24 protein-coding genes are annotated in these 22,236 nt (G+C 35.8%); 20 read left to right on the plus strand and 4 right to left on the minus strand.

Going from position 1 to position 22,236, the window contains the following annotated elements; genetic code table 11:
- Window positions 1–835: 835 nt before the first annotated feature.
- The gene (locus I580_RS06805) at window positions 836–1,945 is read left to right on the plus strand and encodes a lysozyme (protein WP_010771217.1); all 1,110 of its coding nucleotides are present in this window, start codon (window positions 836–838) and stop codon (window positions 1,943–1,945) included.
- Between the two features lie 306 nt (window positions 1,946–2,251).
- On the opposite strand, the gene I580_RS06810 is transcribed toward I580_RS06805, so the two are convergent.
- Window positions 2,252–2,539 (minus strand): hypothetical protein, encoded by a 288-nt coding sequence (locus tag I580_RS06810; protein ID WP_010771218.1) that lies wholly within the window; start codon window positions 2,537–2,539, stop codon window positions 2,252–2,254.
- Between the two features lie 604 nt (window positions 2,540–3,143).
- Between I580_RS06810 and I580_RS06815 the strand changes: the two genes are divergently transcribed.
- The 3 genes from I580_RS06815 (at window position 3,144) to I580_RS17060 (ending at window position 4,562) form a co-directional block, all read left to right on the plus strand.
- A complete protein-coding gene (locus I580_RS06815; RefSeq protein ID WP_010771219.1) occupies window positions 3,144–3,608 on the plus strand; it encodes a DUF2798 domain-containing protein in 465 nt (154 codons plus the stop codon).
- 180 nt (window positions 3,609–3,788) lie between these two features.
- Window positions 3,789–4,193 carry a pyridoxamine 5'-phosphate oxidase family protein gene (locus tag I580_RS06820; RefSeq protein WP_010771220.1) on the plus strand — a complete coding sequence of 135 codons (405 nt, stop codon included), beginning with the start codon at window positions 3,789–3,791 and terminating at the stop codon, window positions 4,191–4,193.
- Between the two features lie 222 nt (window positions 4,194–4,415).
- On the plus strand, window positions 4,416–4,562 hold the full coding sequence (locus I580_RS17060; protein WP_010771221.1) for a hypothetical protein: 147 nt from the start codon (window positions 4,416–4,418) through the stop codon (window positions 4,560–4,562).
- A 69-nt stretch (window positions 4,563–4,631) separates the two neighbouring features.
- Here the strand turns inward: I580_RS17060 and I580_RS06825 are convergent, their stop codons facing one another.
- A complete protein-coding gene (locus I580_RS06825) occupies window positions 4,632–5,441 on the minus strand; it encodes a metallophosphoesterase (RefSeq protein WP_010771222.1) in 810 nt (269 codons plus the stop codon).
- Between the two features lie 175 nt (window positions 5,442–5,616).
- Between I580_RS06825 and I580_RS06830 the strand changes: the two genes are divergently transcribed.
- The 10 genes from I580_RS06830 (at window position 5,617) to recN (ending at window position 15,001) form a co-directional block, all read left to right on the plus strand.
- Entirely contained in the window at window positions 5,617–6,681 is a 1,065-nt protein-coding gene (locus tag I580_RS06830) for a M24 family metallopeptidase (RefSeq protein WP_034860156.1), read from the plus strand.
- Window positions 6,682–7,172: 491 nt separating this feature from the next.
- The gene (locus tag I580_RS06835; RefSeq protein ID WP_010771224.1) at window positions 7,173–7,598 is read left to right on the plus strand and encodes an Asp23/Gls24 family envelope stress response protein; all 426 of its coding nucleotides are present in this window, start codon (window positions 7,173–7,175) and stop codon (window positions 7,596–7,598) included.
- Window positions 7,591–8,040, plus strand: coding sequence for a transcription antitermination factor NusB (gene nusB / locus I580_RS06840; protein WP_010771225.1), 450 nt, complete (start codon window positions 7,591–7,593; stop codon window positions 8,038–8,040). The genes I580_RS06835 and nusB overlap by 8 nt, the downstream gene beginning before the upstream one ends.
- 319 nt (window positions 8,041–8,359) lie before the next feature.
- Entirely contained in the window at window positions 8,360–9,205 is an 846-nt protein-coding gene (locus tag I580_RS06845) for a bifunctional methylenetetrahydrofolate dehydrogenase/methenyltetrahydrofolate cyclohydrolase (protein ID WP_010771226.1), read from the plus strand.
- 9 nt (window positions 9,206–9,214) lie between these two features.
- On the plus strand, window positions 9,215–10,558 hold the full coding sequence (gene xseA, locus I580_RS06850; RefSeq protein WP_010771227.1) for an exodeoxyribonuclease VII large subunit: 1,344 nt from the start codon (window positions 9,215–9,217) through the stop codon (window positions 10,556–10,558).
- 4 nt (window positions 10,559–10,562) lie between these two features.
- Complete coding sequence (locus I580_RS06855) at window positions 10,563–10,802, plus strand: exodeoxyribonuclease VII small subunit (RefSeq protein WP_010771228.1); 240 nt, start codon at window positions 10,563–10,565, stop codon at window positions 10,800–10,802.
- Window positions 10,802–11,689, plus strand: coding sequence for a polyprenyl synthetase family protein (locus I580_RS06860; RefSeq protein ID WP_010771229.1), 888 nt, complete (start codon window positions 10,802–10,804; stop codon window positions 11,687–11,689). Before I580_RS06855 ends, I580_RS06860 begins: the two co-directional genes overlap by 1 nt.
- Before the next feature lie 16 nt (window positions 11,690–11,705).
- Window positions 11,706–12,521, plus strand: coding sequence for a TlyA family RNA methyltransferase (locus I580_RS06865; protein WP_010771230.1), 816 nt, complete (start codon window positions 11,706–11,708; stop codon window positions 12,519–12,521).
- A 321-nt stretch (window positions 12,522–12,842) separates the two neighbouring features.
- Complete coding sequence (locus tag I580_RS06870; protein WP_010771231.1) at window positions 12,843–13,292, plus strand: arginine repressor; 450 nt, start codon at window positions 12,843–12,845, stop codon at window positions 13,290–13,292.
- A gap of 17 nt (window positions 13,293–13,309) precedes the next feature.
- Window positions 13,310–15,001, plus strand: coding sequence for a DNA repair protein RecN (gene recN, locus I580_RS06875; protein WP_010771232.1), 1,692 nt, complete (start codon window positions 13,310–13,312; stop codon window positions 14,999–15,001).
- A 121-nt stretch (window positions 15,002–15,122) separates the two neighbouring features.
- Here recN and I580_RS16715 read toward each other — a convergent pair whose 3' ends face one another.
- Both I580_RS16715 and I580_RS06885 read right to left on the minus strand, forming a co-directional pair.
- Window positions 15,123–15,236: a DUF4044 domain-containing protein gene (locus I580_RS16715; protein ID WP_010771233.1), complete on the minus strand. Its 114-nt coding sequence runs from the start codon at window positions 15,234–15,236 to the stop codon at window positions 15,123–15,125.
- A 71-nt stretch (window positions 15,237–15,307) separates the two neighbouring features.
- Window positions 15,308–16,264 carry a magnesium transporter CorA family protein gene (locus I580_RS06885; RefSeq protein WP_010771234.1) on the minus strand — a complete coding sequence of 319 codons (957 nt, stop codon included), beginning with the start codon at window positions 16,262–16,264 and terminating at the stop codon, window positions 15,308–15,310.
- A gap of 185 nt (window positions 16,265–16,449) precedes the next feature.
- Between I580_RS06885 and I580_RS06890 the strand changes: the two genes are divergently transcribed.
- From I580_RS06890 to mraY, 6 genes are all read left to right on the plus strand, one after another.
- Window positions 16,450–16,821: a DUF3397 domain-containing protein gene (locus tag I580_RS06890; protein WP_010771235.1), complete on the plus strand. Its 372-nt coding sequence runs from the start codon at window positions 16,450–16,452 to the stop codon at window positions 16,819–16,821.
- Between the two features lie 282 nt (window positions 16,822–17,103).
- Window positions 17,104–17,535 (plus strand): division/cell wall cluster transcriptional repressor MraZ, encoded by a 432-nt coding sequence (gene mraZ / locus I580_RS06895; protein ID WP_010771236.1) that lies wholly within the window; start codon window positions 17,104–17,106, stop codon window positions 17,533–17,535.
- A 13-nt stretch (window positions 17,536–17,548) separates the two neighbouring features.
- A complete protein-coding gene (rsmH, locus tag I580_RS06900; protein ID WP_010771237.1) occupies window positions 17,549–18,508 on the plus strand; it encodes a 16S rRNA (cytosine(1402)-N(4))-methyltransferase RsmH in 960 nt (319 codons plus the stop codon).
- A 16-nt stretch (window positions 18,509–18,524) separates the two neighbouring features.
- Complete coding sequence (gene ftsL / locus I580_RS06905) at window positions 18,525–18,926, plus strand: cell division protein FtsL (protein WP_010771238.1); 402 nt, start codon at window positions 18,525–18,527, stop codon at window positions 18,924–18,926.
- Window positions 18,927–20,807 carry a peptidoglycan D,D-transpeptidase FtsI family protein gene (locus I580_RS06910; protein ID WP_010771239.1) on the plus strand — a complete coding sequence of 627 codons (1,881 nt, stop codon included), beginning with the start codon at window positions 18,927–18,929 and terminating at the stop codon, window positions 20,805–20,807.
- A gap of 60 nt (window positions 20,808–20,867) precedes the next feature.
- Window positions 20,868–21,833, plus strand: a complete 966-nt coding sequence (gene mraY / locus I580_RS06915) for a phospho-N-acetylmuramoyl-pentapeptide-transferase (protein WP_010771240.1) — start codon at window positions 20,868–20,870, stop codon at window positions 21,831–21,833.
- Window positions 21,834–22,236 lie beyond the last annotated feature (403 nt).

Here is a 22,236-nt window from a genome sequence, read left to right on the forward strand (position 1 = left end):
TCGGTTGGAGTTTAAGGTTTTAGGTGTAGAACCTTTCTAGTCTTTCTTTGTTTTAGAAAGGTTTTTGTCTACTGTAACGGTATTATTTTTGAAATCAATATCATTCTATTGTAAAGGAAAAACTATTTATAAAGAAAAATAAATTTTCTTTACGAAACACTTATTTAATAAGTTTTACTGAAAAAAGAGTGGAAGTAAAGTTATCTTTCAATAGGAACTTTGCATGTATAATGTTGTGAAATAAGGGAATAATTAAAAAAATAGATACAAAAATTTCAATTTGAGTGTACTAGGTTTGTAAAAATGCTGTTGTTTTTCGAAAACTATACACCCGTTCTATATATTGGGGCTATAAGGCTGAAGCTTTATAGATGGATAGTTTTTATATAATAATAGGAGAGTATATGTGTATATATGTGGATGCAACCACTAAAAATTTTTCAACTATACACCTTTTAAAGATGGAGGTCAAATGATAACAGAAATTGATATTCAAAATAATATAAGAAGATCACTAGCACAAAATGACTGTTTTATTTATTAAGGAAATGTCGGTAAAGTAAAAATACAAGTTGGTTGATGGTTTGATACAGGACTACCAAAAGGGTGGCTGGATTTATCTGGCTGGTATGTAATACACAGGTAAATATATAGTTTATAGCCTGTGGGTATTTAATTAATATTCGGGTGTCTTGTACTTGTATAGTCATCGCTTATGTGGTGATTTATTATATTGGGAGATTTATGACTGAATTGTGATAGTTTTTATAGATAAATGTACCTTATACTAATGTTGTAAGATCTTACAAAAACAAAAGTTAGGAGGTAATAACATATGGCAAAAACAATCGGAGAAGTAAGGAGTTTTCTCGACAGTCTCATTGGTAAAATAACTGTCGATAAATCTGATTCTGGACTAAACGGGCAGTGCGTGAGTTTGATTAAGAATTTACTTGAATTCGTTGGAGCGCCTAATCCATACGCTGCGCGAGGAAATGCTAAAGACATTCCAAACACATATGTTTCTCAAGGGATTGCAAAAGTTGGTAGCGGTACACTCAACATAGCAGTCAATAGAAATGGTGGCGGTGGCTATGGACACGTATGGATAAAAATCGGTTCTGATAGTTGGCAAGCAAATTGGAATGGATTCGCTGTCAAGAAGAATGTCGGAGAAGTTGCTGTTACAGATATTTTAAATCTAGATCAATGGATTTCAACTAGCAACACAACAAATCCTGAAGGGAAAGCAACTACTTTAGGTACTAAAGGTGAAGCGTTAATCAAAAAATTTGAAGGATGTAGACTTACAGCGTACGATCTTGGGGATGGAATGATTACCATTGGTTGGGGACATGCAGAACCAAAAGGACAAACAAGTTTAGTCGCTGGGGTAACGACATGGTCTCAGGCTCAAGCAGACGGTCAGTTCCAGAAGGATATAGTGACCTATGTAAATGCAGTAAATAGCTACTTTGTCCGTTCTTTTAATCAAAACCAGTTCGATGCAATGGTAAGTTTCACTTATAATAGCGGTACTGGGGTCTTTGCAAGAGATAATTGGGATAAGAGTGCTTCCAATAGTTATATTACGGAATCACTCGCTAATTACATTAATAAGGGAACAATATTTGAAGAGGGCTTAAGAAGACGTCGCCAAGAGGAAATTAATCTATTTAACACACCAGTAAGTGGTAGTGAAGTAACAATTAAGGAGGATGAAGATATGACAGAATTTGCTATTTTATATGGAACAGGGGTATATTATGTATGTGGAACAAAAATGGTTCCCTTGACCACTGCTACGCAATGGAGCGTATTGAGATCGGTCTATGAACAGGTACAAGAACATAAGACAGGAAAAGCAACGCCAATCAAAGTAATGGATTGGAGAAATAACCAAGCAACATTTGATGCGTATGCAAAAATTTGTGGATTAAAATAAATATAAAATTAAGATCACTCACTGAGTGGTCTTTTTGTCAGTTGTGAGACAAGAAAAGGAGACGGCTCGAGGGCTGTTTCCTTGTTTGTTTTATAAGTTAAAATCAATATTACTATAATCTATACAATCTTGAGATTTAACAGGCACCACAGAACTAACTCTGACTTTAAATTCCAAAGTTACAGCGGAGTCGTTTGATACTTTGATTATCTCTCTGCTTTGTTTAAATCCTCTAGGAAAGGAATAGTCTAAAACGCTAGCGAAAAGTGTTGCTTTGTTATCATAGTAAGCTTTTGTCAAATACTTCTAAGGTATTCCAGGAAAGCCTATTGCCCGAGTGATAGCAAAACTTTCTTTGTCATGGGATTCGATATTAACTTTTACTACATATTTACTGCAAATTTCATCACGATCAATGGTGTTAACAATGAATTCTGTTGACTGACCTGAATTAAGCGATACTTCACGTAAGGATGATGTTGATCTAGTCGCAGGGTATGCGTTTAAGCTTACATCTTCTGCATTCACTATTTCAGGCGCTACAAATAAGCCGAATGCTAACGAACACCCTACTGCTAATAATTTCTTTTTCATAAAACAAATAACTACTTATTATTTGTAATTAAAATTCAATACAAAGGATGTATTGATACAGTGCTTAATTAATATTTAGACTATAATATTATAAGCCATTTTACGTTAACCGCCTTGCTATAACAGGGATGCGTTTTTATTTAGCTTTCTTTATATTTTGAGTTGTAAATAATATTTTTTAATATGGAAAAGACAGGTTTATGTTTAGTAATTTAAATATATTTTATAGTTAATTTTTTAATAGAGGTTGATGCTGGATTAATCCTAATTTGAATGTCATAAACTTATTAATAGACAAAAAATAATGTGATTGTGTTTATAATCAAATATTGTGGTGTAATTGTTTTGTTGATTAGGTGTATTTGAATAGCGATTAATCAAAGATTGTCTTATGTTTTAATGGTTAAAATTATACCTATTATCAATAGTAATTATAACGACTTACTCTCTTTTTTGTATGTGAGGACTTTTTATTGATGAACGCTGATTTAAGTAATTTTATTGAGTATTATCATTAAAAGGACATTAAAAAATTTTAACTTACGAGAATTTTCTTTATATGGTAGCATGAACTCTGTTACAAAAAAATAGAGGAGAGTGTTTTATGCCACAAAACAAAAAAGAAGGTTTATTTTTCACTACGATTGTCTGTTTTTCAATGGTGATGACAATGAGTGCTTATAATCTTTTGTTACACGGGCAATTTTCATTAAGTAATCTATTTGGTGGATTAGTGCCAGGATTTATCGTAGCATTTTTATTGGATGTCTTAGTCGTTTCATCTCCTGCTAAGAAGATTGCTTTTGCCTTACCTGTCAATAAAGAGAAAAAAATCCAGTTGATTATTGCTGTATCTAGTTGTATGGTTTTGGGAATGGTCTTTTTCATGTCAATGTATGGTGTTGTTATGCAGTTTGGCTTTACAAAAAATTTCCTGAGTTATTACATCGGAGCGTTTGCTACAAACCTAATCATGGCTTTACCATTGCAATTGCTTGTTGTTGGGCCTGTTTGTAGAATGATTTTAAGGAAGAGTCGCCAACGCAGTTGGTTAAAAGAAAAAATATGAGATGCGAACATAAAAAGTGTTCGTATGTAGACAAAGTGCGAGACAAAAGCTAATAATTAGTTTTTGTCTCGCTTCTTATCTTTTCTATAGAAAATCCATTTAAAAAAGGTACCAGATTTTCAAATTTGATATAAAATTGTTATAATTAATAGAATCTTGATTAACAGGAGGTCTTCAACGATGGAAATACATGAGCGAATTGTCAGGTTATTAAATTCTAGTACGGTATTTTTGATTTCAACAATTGATCAACGCGATTTTCCAACAGTGATTACCGTTTCTGAACCATTATGGAGAGAGGGCTTGTTAAGGTTACAGTTTTATTTGGATAGCAACGGTGAAACTGTTAAGAATATCCACTGTAATCCCAATGGTTCAGTCTGTTGCTATGAAGAAATTGAACATGAAAGTCTACTTTTAAAAGGGAAATTTACGATTGAGCAGATCGAATCGCCAGAAGCAATCGAACCTAAATTATCAGCATATCAGAAAGAATTGAATCATCAAAAGCCTGTATTGGTTAATTTTGAAACTTGGACAGCCAGGATACATATGGATAAAAAAACAAAGGACATCATCGTTTAGTGGTCGACAATACTAATACTTTGTATGAAGAGTTGAGAGAATAAACAATCTTAACTCTTTTTTATTTTCCAGTGTAAAAGTCATTTTTAAGTAAAATTAGTACTTCTTTATGGTTTTTTTAGAAGTCTTCATAAAATATTCGCAGATTTTTATGTTTGAGTTAAGGTCTTTTGGGTATAGTAAGAGAGCATCAACTGATAACACTAGAAAGGAGGAAGGGAAATGTACGCTGTAAAAGTATTACATGGTTATATTGGTAAAGACGGACAACGTACAAGAGATAAAAATCGTGTTCGACTCTTTCCAACTAAAAATTATGCGGAAAAATTTGCTGATAAAATTGGCGGTCGTGTAAAAATGATCGGCTAAATGAATGAACTAACAGGAAACGAACAGCCCGAAATGTTTTAATATTTCGGGCTGTTCGTTTGTAAAAACTTAAATATAAAGGTCGAAAACGGCGATTTCTGGAGGGACTCTAAAACGTGCTGGAATTTTTGTCGTGCCTAAACCAGTATTAACATACAAGGTTGTATTGTTAGCGAGATTATAGAATCGTTCAAAATATTTTTCAGCCATCACATTTTTGATAGTAATAAAAGGAAGCTTAATTTGTCCACCGTGACTATGACCTGATAGGATTAATTGGATATTGTGATCGAGTAATTCCTCTGCTTTATCTGGTTCGTGGCTCAATAATATGGTGTAGTTACTTTGGCGGTTTGCCAGGGTATCTTCTATTAATGCATTTCCTAACATGGAATCATCTAAACCACCAATAAAAATAGATTTTCCGTCAGCTATTGGAACGTTAACACCCGTGTTTTCCAGTAATTGAAAATTGGATGCGGCCATAATTTCAGGATAGACACGAGCACCACCACCGCCATAATCATGATTGCCCCAAACAGCATATTTTCCTAAAGGTGCGGATAATCGGTTCAATGCAGCAATAACTGCCTCTTCAGGGCCGTATTTTGCATAATTATCGAATAAATCACCTGTAAATAAAATGATATCAGGTTTTTCATTATTGACCTTTGTAACGATTTTTTCTAATTGTGCAGTAGAATAATTTTCTTGGATATGAATATCGGAAAGTTGAACAACTTTGACTGGTTTTTGTCCAGCATTAGTGCCTACCGTATAGTGATGAGTGACGATTCTTTTAGGTTCTATAAAAAAGGCGTAGAGAACCATGCCGATGAGGGCTAATATAAATAAGTAAAAAATAACTCTTTTTTTCATTGGTGACCTCTCTTTCGAAAATTTACTATAACGGACATACATTAAAAAAAAGTAAATATGGAGCCAAATATTGGGAATCTTTAGAATAATTTAGAGGTTGCGTGACTTCGGTGTTTTTCAAAAACATTATTTGCTATAATAGAGAAGAACTTATTTTGGAAAGAAGGATGAAAAAATGATGGTAAGAGTCAATAAATTAAGAGAATTAATGAGAAAAAATGATCTATCTGGTTTTCTAATTACAAGTCCATATAATTTACGCTATCTAACAAATTTTACGGGAACAACAGGACTTGCAGTGATTACTTTAGATAAAGCTTTTTTTGTAACGGATTTTCGTTATACAGAACAAGCAGCAAAACAAGCGCAAGGCTTTGAAATTATTCAAAATTCTGGTCCAATTTATGATGAAGTGGTCGGGATTGCAGAAAAGGAACAGTTAGCGAATATTGCATTTGAAGAAACTTTCATTAGTTTTGCAGAATATAGTTTGTTAGAAGAAATTACTCCATGTGACTTGATTCCGGTGGCTGGATTGGTAGAAGAATTACGAGAAGTCAAAGATGAAGAAGAAATTGCGATTATTGAAAAAGCTTGCAGCATTGCAGATATGGGCTTTAAACATATTTTAACGGTGATTAAACCAGGAATGACTGAGATTGAAATTGCGAACCAATTAGATTTTTATATGCGTTCTTTAGGCGCTTCGGGTGTTTCGTTTGAAACAATCGTTGCAAGTGGCGTTCGTTCAGCAATGCCGCATGGTGTTGCTAGCCAAAAAGTTATCGAAAAAGGTGACTTGATCACACTTGATTTTGGTTGTTATTATGAAGGATATGTTTCAGATATGACCAGAACATTTGCCATTGGTGAACCAAACAGTAAACTAAAAGATATCTATCAAATCGTTCTAGAAGCACAATTAAAAGTATTGGATGAAGCAAAACCTGGATTAACAGGTGTTCAGCTGGATGCTATTGCACGTGACCATATTGCTTCATATGGATATGGTGATGCATTTGGTCATAGCACAGGTCACGGAATCGGCTTGGAAATTCATGAAGGACCAAATGTTTCCTTTAGAGCGGAGCAACAATTTGTTCCAGGCAATGTGATCACGGATGAGCCTGGAATTTATCTGCCTGGTCTTGGCGGCGTTAGAATTGAGGACGACTTGTTGATTACTAAAGAAGGAAATCGAGTGTTGACTCATTCACCTAAAGAGTTGATCATTTTATAAAATAGACCGCATAAGCGAGAACAAGGTTGTAGTTATCTTATATGAAATCACTTTCTAAGTATAAATTGTTTTCGACCCATTTTCTCATAGTTTTTTTGGTAGCGAAAGAAGCTATTTAATGATAAACTATGAGAGAATGGAAACCTAGGTAGGTAAATGGATAGAAACTTTGATTATTAAAAATTTTCTTGTCGGAGCTGAACGAGCCCGCAATGCTTTTGTTTTAAACTACAGTGAATGAAATGAGCTGATATTGAAACATGCAAAGTTAGCAAAGCGGAACGTTGTTATCTATATGTTATCTAGCTTCGCGGACGAACATTACGCTCTGCTTCGATCGCAACAATCTCTAAGAGCTAAAGCTTTAAGAATTGAAGGCCTTCGGGGAAAAGGTGAATTATGAATGAGGTAAAAAACACTTTAATCATGATTTCTCATTTTCTTACAGAGCCGAATGAGCCCGCTACGCTTTTATTATAAGGAGGATTAAAATGACTGAAGAAAAAAATCTAGTGATCAATACAAAAGATTCTTTAGGCGAAATCGTGATTGCACCAGAAGTAATTGAAGTCATTATTGGTATTGCAGCATCTAAAGTAGATGGCGTCTACGGTATGCGTGGAACATTTGCTAATAATGTAACAGAATTTTTAGGCCGTGCCGCACACGGTAAAGGCGTTTATTTAAGAGCAGAAGAAGAAGGCCTTAAAGTTGATATTTATTGCTACTTGAATTACGGCATTTCAGTACCTAAAGTAGCATTAGAGATGCAAGATCGCGTGAAACAACAAGTATTGTTCATGACAGATATCGATTTAGTAGAAGTGAATATTCATGTTGTAGCAGTAGTTCCAGAAAAACTACCTGAACCAGATTTTGATGAATTATTCCCGGAAGATGAGGGCGAAAATGAGTAAGCCAAGTTTCACTCGTCATGAGATTCGTGAAAAGGCGCTACAAGCGCTATTTCCTTTAGATTTTAATGTTGACTTAACAAAACAAGATGCGATTTCTTATGCATTAGAGTTAGATAATCAAGAAATCATTAGTGAGGATGGGGAAGAATTTGTCCCAACTTACTTAGATTTATTGGTAGGCGGCGTTTGTGATCGAAAAGCAGAAATTGATGAGGTTGTCAAAAAACATTTAGGAAACAACTGGTCGATTACACGTATTGCTAAAATGGATTTAATTATTTTGCGTATGGCTATTTTTGAAATGTTTTATGTAGGAGATGTTCCGAACACTGTTGCTTTAGATGAAGCAATTGAGCTTGCAAAAAAATATAGTGATGACCGTTCAAGAAAATTCGTTAACGGTGTTTTAGCCAATGTAATGAAAGATATTGATTCAAAGTAGAAATACTTTGAATCTTTTTTGTTGTGAATCACTACGATTGGCTCCGCCAGAGTAGATGATGAACAATACAAGGCGTGCAAAGGGAGAGAAGTAACCTTACTAGTGAATCACCAAAAGTCTAGGTCTAAAAAAAGTGAGGATTAGTATTTGAGTTACCACGAAGATTTTAGCCAGAGTAGATGATGAACAATACAAGGCGTGCAAAGAGAGGTAAGTTCCATAGCTATACAATTCAAGGAGATAAGGATTATAGAGTGTTAAGACTAGCTAAATTATGCTAAAATAAAAGAATACAAACAAAAAATGAGGAGTGATCTTAGTGGGAGAGTTAATCAACGGTCGTGAGTTAGCAGATAAAATGCAAGCGCAAATCAAAGAAGAAGTGCAAGAACTTGAAAAAAAAGGCATTCATCCAGGGTTAGTTGTTTTATTAGTTGGTGAAAATCAAGCAAGTCAAACGTATGTAAAAAACAAAGATTTAGCTGCAGCTAAAATCGGGATTCACTCGAAAATCGAACGCTTGCCTGAAACAATCTCAGAAACAGATTTACTCGCTGTGATCGAACGATATAATCAAGATCCTAAGTATCATGGGATATTAGTACAATTACCATTACCAAAACATATTGATGAAGAAAAGGTGCTATTAGCCGTTGAGCCTAAAAAAGATGTGGATGGCTTTCATCCAATGAATATGGGACAGCTGTTTATTGGGGAACCAACGATGATACCTTGTACACCATATGGTATCATGAAAATGTTTGAAGCTTATGATATAGATTTAGAAGGCAAACGAGCTGTTGTGATCGGAAGAAGCAATATTGTTGGCAAACCAATGGCTCAATTGATGATGATGAAAAATGCTACTGTAACGATCGCTCACTCAAGAACAGTTGATTTACCGGCAGTAGCTAGAGAAGCTGATATATTAGTTGTTGCAATCGGTCGAGGTCATTTCGTAACAAAAGAGTTTATTAAGCCTGGTGCTGTCGTAATCGATGTTGGTATGAATCGAGATGAGAATGGGAAACTGATTGGGGATGTAAAATTCGATGAAGTTGCACCGATTGCAAATTTTATCACACCAGTGCCAAAAGGTGTTGGACCGATGACCATTACAATGCTGATGTATCAAACGGTAGAAGCCGCTAAAAAACAAAAGTAAGGTGAGAAGATGGAGCAGCAATATTTAACAGTTACAGCTTTAACCAAATATTTAAAACGTAAATTCGATGCTGATCCATACTTGGAGCGGGTTTATTTAACAGGGGAGATTTCAAACTTTAGGATGCGACCAAATGCTCATCAGTATTTTAGTGTAAAAGATGATGGTGCAAAAATTTCTGCAATTATGTTTAAATCAGCTTTTCAAAAATTGAAATTTCAACCTAAAGAAGGTATGAAAGTGTTGTTAGTCGGTCGAATCTCGCTATATGAAAGCGGCGGTTCTTACCAAATTTATGTAGAGCATATGGAACCAGACGGTGTTGGTGCATTATATCAAGCTTTAGCTGAATTACGTGAGAAACTAGGAAAAGAAGGCTTATTTGAAGGCCCTAAAAAGCTATTACCTCGGTATCCTAAACGGATTGCGATTGTGACTAGCCCGAGTGGTGCGGTGATTCGAGATATTATTACAACGGTTAAACGGAGGTACCCAATTGCGCAACTTATTTTATTTCCGACGCTAGTTCAAGGAGATCGGGCAGCGGATGATATTGTTCGGAATATCCAACGTATAGAAGCGCTTGGGACTTTTGATACGATGATCATTGGTCGAGGTGGCGGTTCCATTGAAGATTTGTGGCCGTTTAACGAGGAAAAAGTTGTTAGAGCGATTTATCAGACAAAAACACCGGTTATTTCATCAGTTGGTCATGAAACTGACGTGACACTTGCGGATATGGTCGCAGATGTTAGAGCTGCAACGCCTACTGCTGCTGCAGAACTGGCAGTACCAGTACTAAACGAAGAGTTATTGAAAATCAAGGAGCGGCAAACTCGTTTAGAACAAAGTTTTCTCTATCAACTACAACAAAAAAATGATCGCTACCAACGTTTAAAAAACTCTTATGTATTTAAACAGCCTGATCGTTTATATGAAGGCCAAACAATCAAATTGGATCGGATCACACAACGTTTGATTCAATCAATGGAAACAGTGTATCATCAAAAACAACGCATAGCACAAGAAATTATTGCTGGATTTAGACAGCAGACACCGCTTGGGCAAATCAGAGAAGGACAGCAGCAACTAAAGTTTTTAAATCAATCGCTTCATGATCGGATGGAACGATATATGAAAGATAAAGAGAAACAATTTACTTCGGCTGTTCAACAATTGGATTTACTAAGCCCCTTAAAAATTATGGGTCGTGGGTATAGTTATACGACAAAAGAACAGCAAGTAATCAAGTCAGTCAATGAACTGAAGCCAAAAGAAAAAATTCAAATCCATTATGTAGATGGTACAGTAGATACGGTGATTGAACAAATAACACCAGCTGAAGAGGAGTAAAAAAATGGCCAAAGAAAAAGCAGTCGAAAAAACATTTGAAGAATCATTAATTGAATTGGAAGAAATCGTTCAACGCTTAGAACGTGGAGATGTACCTTTAGAAGAAGCCTTAACAGCTTTTCAAGAGGGGATGGTTTTAAGTAAACAGTGCCAAGATACTTTGGAAAAAGCTGAAAAAACATTAACAAAAGTGATGACTGAAAATAATGAAGAAGCTATATTTGAAGAAAGTGAGGGAAATTGATGGAGGCTTTCAATGATTTTCGTAAGCAGAGTTTACCGCTTATTGAAAAGGAAATGGAAAACTTTATCAACGACTACACAGCAAATGAGCGGCTAAAGGAAGCTATGTTATATTCAATCAAGGCTGGTGGCAAACGATTTCGACCATTGCTTATTCTGGCCGTTCTTCGTTCGTTTAATAAAGAAGCACAGATACATGATTATCAAGTAGCTGCAGCGTTAGAGATGGTACATACCTATTCGTTGATTCACGACGATTTGCCAGCAATGGATGATGATGATTTGAGACGGGGGAAGCCTACCAATCATAAAATATTTGGTGAGGCACATGCAATATTAGCTGGAGATGGTTTGCTTACCGCTGCTTTTCAATTACTAGCTATCAGTCAAATCGAGTCAAATCAAAAAATATTATTGATTCAGCTGTTGAGCAAGGCCTCTGGTACGCAAGGTATGGTTGCTGGACAAGCGGGCGATCTGCAAGGTGAGAATCGGTCGTTATCTTTGAATGAATTAGCAGAGGTTCACGAAAAGAAAACAGGTGCCTTAATAGAGTTTGCTCTTTTAGCAGGTGGAATCTTAGCGAATCAGACAGAAGAAGTTGTTGATTTATTAGGCACATTTGCTCAACATTTAGGATTAGCATTTCAGATCAAAGATGACTTGTTGGATGCAACTAGTTCAGAAGAAGCGTTGGGCAAGCAAGTTGGTCGCGATGAAGAATTAAATAAAAGTACTTACCCAAGTCTACTTGGATTAGCTGGTGCCAAAGCAGCATTGACCGATCAGTTATCAATGGGTAGCAGTATTTTAACAATTATTGCACAAACAAGCTCAGAATTTCATTCAGAATTACTACAAGAATTAGTAGAACAATTGCGTTTATGATAGAAAGAAGGCACTTATGAAAAAAGAGCGCGTAGATATATTAGCGTTTACTCAAGGATTATTTGAAACAAGAGAAAAAGCCAAACGTGCAGTGATGGCAGGTCTGGTTTATAACGATAAAAATGAACGACTTGATAAACCAGGAGAGAAAATTCTAATCGAAACACCTCTCCAAGTAAAGGGGCAAACACTGCAATATGTTTCTCGTGGCGGCTTAAAATTGGAAAAAGCACTGGATGTTTTTGAGATTGATGTAACCGGTAAAACGATGTTGGATATCGGTTCTTCAACAGGAGGATTTACGGATGTAGCCTTGCAAAATGGAGCTCGTTTGAGTTATGCGCTGGATGTTGGTTATAATCAATTAGCTTGGAAAATTCGTCAGGATGAACGCGTTGTTGTAATGGAACGAACGAATTTTCGTTATAGTACGCCAGAAGACTTCCAAGAGGGTGTTCCAGATATTGCAACGATAGATGTATCGTTTATTTCACTTAAGTTGATTTTACCTCCGCTACATAAAATTTTAAAGCCAGGTGGTAAAGTAGTTGCATTGATCAAGCCCCAATTTGAAGCTGGCAAAGAGCTGGTTGGCAAAAAAGGGATTGTTCGAGAACCAGAAACCCATAAATTTGTTTTAAATGAGATACTTTCATTTGCCCAAAAACAGGGCTATTCAATCAGTGGCTTAGATTATTCACCAATTACAGGTGGAGAAGGAAATATTGAGTTTCTAGCTTATTTGACTTCAGTTGAAGGTGAAGGTATCGTTGGAGAGACAGTGAATGTAGAGGAAACCGTAGAGAATGCGCATCAAGAATTAAAAAAATAAATAATAAAAAATCTCTGGTAAAAGCGAATCAAGCGTATACCAGAGATTTTTATACGTTAATACTCTTTTTTATCGACTGATTGTAGCATTTTTACGATTTTGTTTCTAATCGATCCATTTTTAATCGACTATTTTAAGAGAGGACGTGAGGGGGCACAGTAGGTTGTATTTGCTATGAATAAATTGTATTCTGGTTTTTTCAATATTAAAAAGCCGAAGGGGCTGTGTGAGGCGGTTGTTTTGTTAGCTTTTAGACTTTCAAAATGAATAAAAATAAGCTATGATAAAATGGAAATGAATTCGAAAAAGGGGCATATTATTATGAGGAAAAAAGATCGGCATCGTCTGATTACTCGTTTATTAGCTGATAAAAATATCCAAAAACAAGAAGATTTTGTCACGTGTTTGGAAGAAAAAGGGATAGAAGTGACCCAAGCAACAATATCTCGTGATATTAAAGAAATGAAATTGATCAAAGTACCTTCAGTAGAGGGCGGCTATCGTTACAGTATTCCTGCGGAAACGAAAGAAGATACGTCTATAAAATTGGAAAAGTTGATGAAAGATGCATTTGTTTCAGTTGACCAGATGGATAAGCAGGTTGTTTTGCGTACTATACCAGGGAATGCTGCTGCAGCTTCTAACTTAATTGAAAAACACTATAAAGAAATTGTCTTTGCGGCAATCAATGATGACGACAGTGTGTTGATCATTGCCCGAACCGAAAAAGATGCCGAATTTTTAAAGAACGAATTTTTCCGATATTTATAAAATTGAGGTGAATAAAAATGCTGCAAGAACTTTCTGTAAATAATTTTGCTATTATCTCTTCTTTACAACTAGAATTTCAGATGGGAATGACCGTTTTAACAGGAGAAACAGGTGCAGGTAAGTCAATTATTATTGATGCGATGGGCCTATTGACTGGCGGGCGAGGATCGAGTGACTATATTCGCCAAGGTGCTTCAAAATGTACACTGGAAGGCTTGTTTACGATGCCTAAAAACCAGGAATTAATGAATCTTTTGGAAGAATTAGGGATCGAGAATGATGACGAATCGATTGTGATTCAGCGAGATATTTCGACTTCTGGCAAGAATGTTTGTCGTGTCAATGGTCGTATCGTCAATATTGCTAACCTACGTAAAGTTGGTGAATTTTTGGTTGATATCCATGGTCAAAATGAACACCAAGAATTGATGCAAAGTGAAAAACATTTGGGCATGTTAGATGATTTTGGCGGCAAAGAGTTGTTCAAAATAAAAGAGCAGTATGAAGGAAGTTATTCAGAATATCGCATGATTGAAAAAAAAGTTAGAAATCGTCAAAAAAACGAAAAAGAATTTGCCCAACGTATGGATATGTTACAGTTTCAAAGTGATGAAATTGCGGCAGCTGAACTGGTTTTGGGTGAGGAAGAGCAGTTGATTGAAGAGCGGAACAAGCTTGGGAATTTTCAAAAAATTGCAGATGCCCTAGCAACAAGTTATGAAGCAATCAATGGCGATAGTGATAGCAGCTTAGACAAAATCGGCTTTGCTATGAATGAATTGCTGTCGATTGAAACGCTGGATCCAGAATATAAAGTGATATCAGAAGCTGTTCAAAATAGTTATTACCTTCTGCAAGAAGCTAGCGGTGATTTATCAAGACATATCGACAGCCTTGAGTTAGATGAAAATCGCCTAAATGAAGTCGAAACAAGGCTGGAACTGATTCGGCAAATGAAAAGGAAATACGGAGAATCAATCGACTCGATTTTGGATTACTATCAAGAAATCACTCGTGAATTAGCGGATGCGGATTTTTTAGAAGGACGAACTGGTGAGCTGGAAACCTTATTGATTGAAAAGAAAAATCAAGTGATCAAAAATGGATTGAAACTACGAGAAGCCCGGAAGAAAATTGCGAAAAAGTTAGAAAAAAATATTTTGCGTGAATTAAAAGAATTGTACATGGAGCGAACAGTTTTTGATATCCGTTTTACTGAATTACCAGATGAGCAATTTACTGAAGAAGGACTAGATCAAGTTGAATTTTACATTACAACAAATCCAGGAGAACCGTTGAAACCTTTAGTTAGAGTAGCATCTGGTGGAGAGCTTTCTCGTGTGATGTTGGCGCTTAAAACAATTTTTTCAAAATCACAAGGAATCACTAGCATTGTTTTTGATGAGGTTGATACAGGCGTGAGTGGACGTGTTGCCCAAGCAATCGCAGATAAGATCTATCAAATATCGGAAAATTCGCAAGTGCTCTGTATTACCCACCTTCCTCAAGTTGCAGCTGTTGCAGACTATCAATACTTCATTGAAAAAGAAATCGTTGGGGAACGGACAGAAACGAAAGTCAGAAGATTAAAACAAAATGAACGAGTTGCAGAAATTGCCCGAATGCTTTCAGGTAGCGAAATTACTAAATTAACGACAGAACATGCAAAAGAATTATTGAATATGGCTGGGAATGATCGGAGAAATTAACAGAAATCCTCTTGATCGAACATGTTAATAGGAAGAATGAAGAGATATTTTAATCAAAAAAAGGGCAGAAAAAGCGATGTCTGATATCGCTTTTTCTGCTCTATTAATGTTATTTAGTTGATTATCGTAAACTCATGAAAGCAGTCAAGATCGTTGAGCCAGCAATGGCAATTAGCATCAACCAAACAACGACTTTTGTGACTTTAGAAAACGTGCTTGTTTTTTTATCGTTCATTGATTATACACATCCTTATTCCTTACTTTCTATAGTTTACATCCTTTTACTAAAATCGGCAACTAGAAATTTTACAAAAGGTTTCGTTTCTTTAGCCTGTGAATAACAAAAAGACAGGTAGCTGTAGTGACAACAAAAATCCAGAAAAAAGCATCTTCTCGATTAGCAAATGGCAATTTTACATTCATTCCAAAGATACCGCCAATGATTGTTGGTATCGTCAGAACGATAGTCAGTGAGGTTAAAATTTTCATGACATTATTCAAATTGTTTGACACGATAGCTGAAAAAGTGTCACTAATTTTATCTACCAGTTTTAATTGAATATTAGTTGTCGTTGCTGCTTGCTTTGTTTCAACTAAAATATCATGGAGTCGAGGGAGATGGGCTCTAGGATCTTTGAAAATGCTAGCGCTGTAGAGCATATTTAAAACTTCTAGATTGGAATTGATTGCTGATTCAAAATAAACTAAGCTTTTTTGGATATCCATTATTTTATATAGCTGACTATTTTCTGTAGAAACTTTCAATTCACCCTCCAGTTTATTGGTTTCTTTGATCAATTCTTTTAAGAACCGGTTATAGCAAGTAGAAATATGCCAAGATAAATATAAAACAAGCGTCTCTTGAATCGGTAGTTCAATATCTGGGACGGGTGTAGAGAGTGCTCTTTTTAAAAAGTCAGCGGAATTGTTGATAACAGTAATCACTTTTCCGTTTGTCGTCAAAATAATTGCAAACGGGAATGTATCCAATTGAGTATATCCACTAGGACTAATTGTAGCATGAGGATACTGAACTAACATCAGCGCAGGCTCTTCAAGTACATTTTGATGGAGACCTTCGAAACGAGAATTTTCGTCATCATCCAAGACACCTGTGATATAATCTTTAGGGAGTTTATAAGTTGTGACTAAATATTCAATCTCTTCTTCAGTTGGTTTTTCAACGGCAAGCCAAATCGAGTCGTCGGTATCAGTTTTGGATGGTGTAAATAATCCATTTTCTATTTTTAAATAGTTGATCAAGATGTCACCTCATTTTTTTTTAGAATCTATTTCATTCTATTATAATAGAGTTGGCTTGTTTTTGGGGAATAAAGCCCTTGAAAATTAGTATTATTTAGGCATGAATTTTTAAACGAAATGAAACATCTGTGTAAAGAAAATAAAGTATAGTTAATAAAGCGTGTTACGAAAGGAATTGTTAGGAAATGGTGTCGTTTTCAGTCATTATGCTTTTTTGGTATGTTTTTCCAGTAATTGTCTTATTTGCGTGTAATTTTATTATTACAACGTTCTCGCTGACAGAACGTTTTAAAATAAAAGCGCCAGATATCTCAATTCCATTTTTATTTATAGGATTAAATGAATTGTCAAAAGATAGTTATGGACAATCAATCGTGCCCTATATGGTTATTTCCGTTTTACTATTAGGCATTTGTGTTGCCGTTTTCCAAGCCTATTATTATGGCGAGATCCTTTATGGCAGATACTTTAAAATGTTCTGGCGTTTAGTGTTTCTTCTGAGTTTTATTTTATATGGAGCGCTTGTGTTGTTAAATATCGTGCATTACTTTTCATAAAATCGAAAAAGGTGGTAGCAGATAGTTCCCCACTTCTCACCACCTTTTTCGATTGTAATATTTTTATGAGAAATCAACCATAGAAATAATCAGAAAAAACCCTTTTAAAAGTAATGATATCAACATTGGTATCGCTTTTTTTGGAAGAGTATCTGTATACTGAAATATTACAAACTTTTTAAATAACCATTAAATGAGAGTAGTTTCACTGTTTTTGGTGGTAGAAAGTGGCGGGATGTGGTAGACTGTTTCTATCAAGTGGAAAAGTGGGGAATATTGGCTATGTTTATGGGTGAATTTCAACATAATATAGATGCCAAAGGCCGACTCATCGTACCAGCTAAATTTCGCGACCAATTAGGCGAGAAATTTGTGGTAACAAGAGGAATGGATGGCTGTTTATTTGGTTATCCAATGTCCGAATGGGAAGAACTAGAGGGTAAATTAAAAGAAATGCCTCTAGCTAAAAAGGATGCCCGTACATTTGTCCGCTTTTTTTATTCGGCTGCTACAGAATGTGAGATTGATAAGCAAGGTAGGATCAACATCCCTGCTACGCTTAGAACGCATGGTAGTTTGGAGAAAGCTTGTGTGATCATCGGTGTTTCAAATCGAATCGAGATTTGGGATGAAGCCCGCTGGCAAGAATTTTCTACAGAAGCTGAAGAGAATTTTGATGAAATTGCAGAAACAATGATTGATTTTGGTTTTTAGAAAGAGGAGCATTATGACAGAAGAGTTTCAGCATTATACTGTTTTACTAAAAGAAACAGTTGACGGCTTACAAGTGAAAGAAGATGGCATCTATGTCGATTGCACATTGGGCGGCGCAGGTCATAGTGAGTACTTACTCTCTCAACTGAGCGAACAAGGACATCTATATGCCTTTGATCAGGATCAAAAAGCATTGGATTTTGCAGCACAACGATTAAAAAAATATGTAGATCGAGGCATGGTGACCTTTATCAAGTCGAATTTTCGACATTTAAAAGAAAAATTAGCGAATCACGAGATTTACCAAGTTGATGGTATTTTATATGATTTAGGCGTTTCATCTCCTCAATTAGATGAAGCTGAGCGTGGGTTTAGTTATCATCAAGACGCACCATTAGATATGCGGATGGACCAAGAGGCGGAGTTGTCGGCTTACGATGTAGTCAACAACTATAGCTACCATGAATTAGTGAAGATTTTCTTCCGTTATGGAGAGGAAAAATTTTCTAAGCAAATCGCTAGAGAAATTGAACGGGTACGCGAAAAAGCACCAATCGAAACAACTGGCGAATTAGTAGAAATCATCAAAACAGCAATTCCAGCGCCAGCAAGACGTAAGGGTGGACATCCAGCAAAAAGGATTTTCCAAGCTATTCGCATTGCGGTAAACGATGAATTAGGCGTTGTTGAAGAGTCTTTGGAACAAGCAATTGCGTTATTAAACAAAAATGGTCGAATTAGCGTGATTACTTTTCACTCTTTAGAAGATCGAATTGTAAAAACCATGTTTAAAGAATATAGTACGATGCAGGATTTACCACCTGGACTACCCGTAGTGCCAGAAGAATTTCAACCTGAGTTAAATGTAATTACTAGAAAGCCGATTTTACCAGGTGAGACTGAGTTGGCTGAAAATAATCGCTCACGAAGTGCTAAATTAAGAATTGCCGAAAAAGTTAAATTAAATTTATAAAGAAAGGGGTAACGACATGGCTGAGTTAAAAAAAGTGGAAGAGTTCCAATATGATATTCCAATAATGGATGAACCAGTCACTGCTCCTGAACAAAAGCCAAAAGTTCAGAAAAATGTAGACCTACCCCAATCTCCCAAAAGGAAGTTGAGAAATATCTCACTTTTAGAAAAAACAATCGGCTTTTTATTATTAGTAGCGATTATCGGTATAGCTGTTCTCACCATTCAAGTACGTACTTCTATTACACAAATGACGAATGAAATCACTGAAACGCAAGCGACGATCCAAGAGAAAGAAGAATCTGCATTAAAATTAGAACAACAAAAAAATGAACTATCCAAAGCAGATCGAATCAAAGATGTTGCAAAGCGCAAAGGGCTTTCAGATAACCTTGATAGTATAAGGAATGTGAAATAAATGAGCATAAAAAATAAAATAAAGAATTTTGTCAAAAAGAAGAACTTAAATCCAATGAACAATCGTAAAAAAGTAGGCATTATTTTATTTGCTACGAGTATTGGATTGTTCTTTTTATTTGCCTTTAGATTAACGTACATAGTAGCTGTGGGCAAAGTAGCCGGTGTCTCTTTACCAGAAAAAACAGCGAATCTCTACCAAGGCAGTAGTGTAGTCAAAGCAAAAAGGGGAGCCATTTTAGATCGAAATGGAGCAGTTATTGCAGAAGATGCTACCTCATACTCTGTTTATGCTATTTTGTCTGAAACATATTTAGGTGAAGAAAATAAAAAATTATATGCACAGAAAAAAGATTTCCAAACACTAGCAGAAATCTTAGATAGAAATACAGAGCTCACAAAAGATGAAGCGTTAGGTTTTCTCAATCGTGGTGTAAACGAAGATGGGACCGTAAAATTTCAAGTTGAATTTGGATCTAAGGGTAAAAATATTACATTAGAAACACGACAAAAAATTGAAGAAGAACTAAAGCAAAAAAATGTGGCAGGTCTTTATTTTGAGGGCCATCCAGCAAGGATTTATCCAAATGGTGTCTTTGCTTCTCATTTTATTGGTTATACAGATTCAGCTGATGCAGAGGATGATTCAAAAGGCTTAGTAGGGAAAATGGGGCTAGAAAAGTCCTATAATGATATTTTAAGTGGGCAAGATGGTAAAATCGATTACGAAAAAGATGTTTACGGAAATCCTTTACCAGGAACCGTTGCCAGTGAAAAGAAAGCAATTGACGGAAAAGATATCTATACAACGCTAGACACACGAATTCAAAGTCGCTTAGAAATTTTATTAGACCCAGTTGTAGAAGAATTTAAGCCAGAAGATATGACAGCAATGTTGATGAAGGCTAAAACTGGTGAAATTCTTGCAATGTCTCAACGACCATCCTTCAATCCGGAAACAAAAGAAGGGTTAAATGATGACACTGTTTGGCGGAATATATTAGTAGAAGATAAATTTGAACCAGGCTCCACTATGAAACTTTTTACAGCAGCAGCAGCAATGCAAGAAGGAAAATTCAACCCGAATACAACATTCAACTATCCAGCAGGTGGCTATAAATTAGATGATCGAACAGTGAATGATCATGATTTCGGAGCGGTAGGTCCTTTGACTTTCCGCCAAGCAATCTCTTGGTCTAGTAATGTCGGGATGCTTACTTTAGAACAGGCAATGGACCCAACAGGTCAAATTTGGAAAAGTTATTTAGAAAAATTTGGTTTTGGAAAATCAACAAATTCAGGTTTAGCTGGAGAATCAGCTGGGGAATTACCAGGCGATAATTGGGTCGACCTAGCAATGTCATCGTTTGGACAAGCAGTTTCAGTGACCAATTTTCAAATGATGCAAGCTTATACCGCAATAGCCAACGATGGTTCTATGCTGAAGCCGCAATATATTAGTAAGATTGTGGATAAAGATACTGGTGAAGAAAAAATTACTCAACCTGAAAGAGTAGGACAACAAGTTATAACGCCACAAGCAGCTAGCGATATTCGAACATATATGATCGATACGGTAGAAGATCCAAATTATGGAATTGCTTATGAGGTATATACAGTTCCAGGCTACCATGTGGCAGCTAAAACCGGAACAGCGCAAATCACTGGAGAAAATGGTTATATGGCTGGTTTAACAGATTATACTTATTCTGTTGTAGAAATGGTGCCTGCTGACAATCCAGAATATATTTTGTATCTTACAATGAAAAAACCACAAACTTATACAAGAGAAGCATTGGCAAAAATTGCTAACCCGCTGATGAAAGTGGTAATGGATTCGATGGACAGCGAGTCAACTGAAACAGTAAAACCAGCGAAATAAATAGTAGGTAGTAGAATAACAAGGTAGACCAATACGAGTCGGATAATTAGGAGAGATATCATGGAGTGGACACAAATTTTTATTCCCATAGTATGTAGTTTTGCTATAACAGTGGCAGTGATGCCGATGTTTATCGGTTATTTTCAAATGAAGAAACAAGGACAAACAACGCGCGAAGATGGCCCAACTTGGCATAATGTGAAAACAGGAACGCCAACGATGGGTGGCTTAGTTTTTCTAGTTGCAAGTTTTATCACGTCATTATTAGTAGGCTTATGGAAGCAAGAACTGACTCCTTCTCTGCTGATTATTTTGTTTATTTTAGTATTGTATGGACTGTTAGGTTTTTTAGATGATTTTATCAAAGTCTTTAAGAAAAGAAACATGGGGCTGAATTCCCGTCAAAAGTTGATTGGTCAAATCATTGGTGGTTTAGTATTTTATTTTGTTTATCGATCTGAAGGATTACCAGATACATTAGATTTGTTTGGTATTGTAACATTACCATTAGGGATTTTTTACGGTGTATTTGTCATTTTTTGGTTGGTTGGATTTTCAAATGCAGTGAATTTGACCGATGGAATCGACGGATTAGTTGCAGGATTAGGAACCATTTCATTTGCTACATATGCAATCATCGCATGGAAACAACAGCAATTTGACGTTGTGATCATCTGTCTGAGCGTGATTGGTGGTCTGCTAGGATTCTTTCCTTATAATAAAAAACCAGCTAAAATTTTTATGGGTGATGTCGGTTCACTCGCTTTAGGAGGATTGTTAGCAGCTATTTCAATTATTTTACGCCAAGAATGGACATTGTTGCTGATCGGACTTGTTTACGTGTGTGAAACAGCTAGTGTTATTTTGCAAGTTACTTCATTCAAGTTATTTGGAAAACGAGTTTTTAAAATGTCTCCGATCCATCATCATTTTGAAATGTGTGGATGGTCTGAATGGAAAATCGATCTTGTTTTCTGGTTGACAGGTGCTATTTGTTCAGCAATCACATTATGGATTATTTTTTAGACCTATCTATATCTTTCAGCATTTCTAACGTGTCTAGCATCAAGAAGCAACTCTTAGGAAAGTAGATAATTTGAAGTTAAACGAAGAACGTTCCACTTCAAATTCCTAACTTTCTACAGAGTTATTCGCTTCTTTCAGCGTTTCTAATGTGTCTAGCATCAAGAAGCAACTCTTAGGAAAGTAGATAATTTGGAGTTAAACGAAGAGCGTTCCACTTCAAATTCCTAACTTTCTACAGAGTTATTCGCTTCTTTCAGCGTTTCTAATGTGTCTAGCATCAAGAAGCAACTCTTAGGAAAGTAGATAATTTGAAGTTAAACGAAGAGCGTTCCACTTCAAATTCCTAACTTTCTACAGAGTTATTCGCTTCTTTCAGCATTTCTAATGTGTCTAGCATCATGAG

The organism is Enterococcus caccae ATCC BAA-1240 (genome assembly GCF_000407145.1).
Taxonomy (GTDB): Bacteria; Bacillota; Bacilli; order Lactobacillales; family Enterococcaceae; genus Enterococcus_L; species Enterococcus_L caccae.